The following is a 2,821-nucleotide window of genomic DNA, read 5'->3' on the forward strand; positions in this document are numbered from 1 at the left end:
TGGTAGCCTCTGCGTGGAAGTCCACAATGGCATGGTCATAGCCGGGCTCGGCTAGGATCTTGTCCAACTCCAAGAATGGGTTGTCTACGTTGGCGCCCGTAAAAACGCGCCCAAGTAGGTTAATAAGACGAATCCGCTTCCCCTTGATAACTAAGTCCAAAAAGCCTTTGCCGGGCGTTCCTGCATAGTTTGCAGGCCGAATAAGCATAAGGTCTGGGCGCTCCATTTCCTGGGCGATGTCCACGGATTGCCAAATATGGTCACCGGTAGAAAAAGCATCAATCCCCAAAGCGAGGAGCTCTTTGTAGTGCGCATAGCTTACCCCTTTCCCATGAGTGGCGTTTTCCGCGTTTGCAAAGACAACGTCAGGTTGAAACTCTTCCCTGAGACTAGGGAGGATTTCTTCCACCGCCTCGCGGCCGGGCTCACCAACGATATCGCCAAAATAGAGTACTCGGATTTCCATACAGACACTCTAGCGAAAAAAGTAGCTCCCTGATAGATTCAGGGAGTGATGCAAGGAACGGCGCCGGATAAAACCCAGACAACTCCCCTTAAAGAACTTGTTTGCCCCGCCTGCGGGCAAACAGTGCCCGTACAACTGGGCAACTACATGGTGGAGCATTTTTATTTCATCCCCCATACCACCAAGGGTGGGGAACCCTGTCCTAAGGGCAGGTGTCATACAGGCATCAGCCTTATGAATTTCGATTAAAAAAGCCGCCCAGTGGGCGGCCTTTTCTTTTACCATTTCACATCCCACCAGTATCTGTTAGATTCACCGTGTTATGGATACTTCCCAAAAAGGTTACTGGTTATTTGTGGAGTGCTTCAAGCCGCTCCATCGGTATGGCTTAGGAATTCTTCTGCCCGTGCTGTATGCCTTCGCAATGGTATGGTGCCTTGCCGAGAAGCAATTCGCGCCTCTCGTAGCAGTCACTGCCGCCTGGCTTTTCCTAGACATCTTCATCCCCATGCATGCCCGGAAAAACAGTCGTTGGTGGTGGTAGTTCCGGGTTTTTAAAAAGCCGCCCCAGTGGGCGGCCTTTTCTTTTAGCTAGCAAACGCTTGGTGGCGCGTTTCCCTAATCACATTTACCCTCACCTGGCCTGGGTAGGTCAGTTCAGCCTCAACTTTGGCAGCAATCTCTTTAGCAAGTTTAGCTGCCTCAAGATCATCTATCTCGTTAGGACGGACAAAGACGCGGACTTCACGCCCTGCCTGGATGGCAAATGACTTGTCCACGCCGGGAAAGGCGTTGGCCACATTCTCCAGCTCCCGCAACCGCTCCACGTACTCCTCGTAGGAGCCACGGCGGGCACCTGGGCGGGCGCCGGAAATGGCATCTGCAGTACGGATGATCCACGCTTCGGTAGTTTCTGCATCTACATCGTCGTGGTGGGCAATGATGGCGTGGACGATATCCTCAGACAGCTTGTACTTGCGCGCAAGGTCGGCGGAAATGTGGTGGTGTGGCGCCTTAATGTCATGATCCAGTGCTTTTCCAAGGTCATGGAGAAGACCGGCTGTACGGGCAACGTTCACATTTGCACCCAGCTCTTCGGCAATGAGGCCGGCAATTTTAGACACCTCAATTGAGTGGGCAAGCATGTTCTGCCCGTATGAGGTGCGGTACTTAAGCTGACCTAGGATCCGGACAATCTCCTTAGGCAAGCCACTCACCTTGGCTTCAAGAACTGCGGCTTCACCGGCTTTGCGGATCTGCACACTCACTTCTTCTTCAGCCTTTTTCACCACTTCCTCAATGCGGGCAGGCTGAATACGGCCGTCCTTAATGAGCTGTGATAGGGCCAGACGGCCAATTTCACGGCGGACTGGGTCAAAGGAGCTAACCAGAACAGTGTCAGGACTGTCATCAATGAGGAGGTCAACACCAGTGGCCTTTTCAAATGCCATAATGTTGCGGCCTTCCTTACCAATCAGGCGGCCCTTCATTTCATCGCTCGGGATGGTCACCGCGAATACGGTGTTTTCCGCTGTAACGTCAGAAGAAATGCGAGCAAGGACAGTAGCTAGGCGCTTCCGCGCTTCTGCATCAACGGCACTGTCCGTCTCGTCATCAAGCGCCTTCATCTTACGAAGAAGGTCATCTTTCTGGCTCTTTTCGACCAAATTCATGAGCGCCTGCTTGGCCTCGTCCTTGGTCATTTTGCCGATGCGCTCCAGGGAAGCTTCTTGCTTCTCACGGATTTCACGCACTGCCTCCTTGATCTGTACAAGCTCGGCGTTCTTTTGCTCCCATTCCACACGGAGCCTGTCCATTTCGATACCACGCTTATTGAGGCTCTCTTCCCGATTTTTGAGGGATTTCTCTAAATCACGAAGGAATTCTTGGCGCTCTTCCGCTTCTTTGAGGAGGTCGGAACGACGCTTTTCAGCTTCGTCTTGAGCCTTTTTGACGATTTTCTCAGCTTCCTTTTCGGCGCCCTTGCTCTTTGTACTCACACGCCGTTCGCTCACGAGGAAACCACTCGCCAAGCCGGCAATAATGCCAACTAGCAATACAATACTTTCCATGCAGCCTTTCAGCCCATCACGTCACACCTAAGAGACCATTCCGTACGGAGAATGGGTTTAACCAGAAAATTCGAATAATTCTCGGTGGGATAATCTCATTAAAAGTGATTCGTAGTAAGGCAATAATTATCAGAGGGTCAGAATGGCCTCATCATAGCGGGCGGTGCGGATTTCTGCAATTGACCAGGTTGAAGGGATCAGGTATAAATGGGTGGTCGCCTAAAAACGTCAAACCGGTTTCTGGGGCATACTCCGAATGCTTCGCATTCGTCGTTACCCCTCA

Annotated in this window: 3 protein-coding genes; 1 reads left to right on the top strand and 2 read right to left on the bottom strand. The window is 51.9% G+C overall.

Annotated features, from left to right (window positions below):
• A partial coding sequence (locus VLA04_04415; protein ID HSI20911.1) for a YmdB family metallophosphoesterase occupies positions 1-466 on the bottom strand: 466 nt, incomplete at its 3' end.
• Positions 467-788: 322 nt separating this feature from the next.
• Here VLA04_04415 and VLA04_04420 point away from each other — a divergent pair.
• Positions 789-1,010, top strand: coding sequence for a hypothetical protein (locus tag VLA04_04420; protein ID HSI20912.1), 222 nt, complete (start codon positions 789-791; stop codon positions 1,008-1,010).
• 43 nt (positions 1,011-1,053) lie between these two features.
• On the opposite strand, the gene rny is transcribed toward VLA04_04420, so the two are convergent.
• Entirely contained in the window at positions 1,054-2,538 is a 1,485-nt protein-coding gene (rny, locus tag VLA04_04425) for a ribonuclease Y (GenBank protein ID HSI20913.1), read from the bottom strand.
• Positions 2,539-2,821: the final 283 nt, after the last annotated feature.

The sequence above is a fragment of the Verrucomicrobiia bacterium genome (genome assembly GCA_035460805.1).
Lineage (GTDB): Bacteria > Patescibacteriota > UBA1384 > CAILIB01 > CAILIB01 > DATHWI01.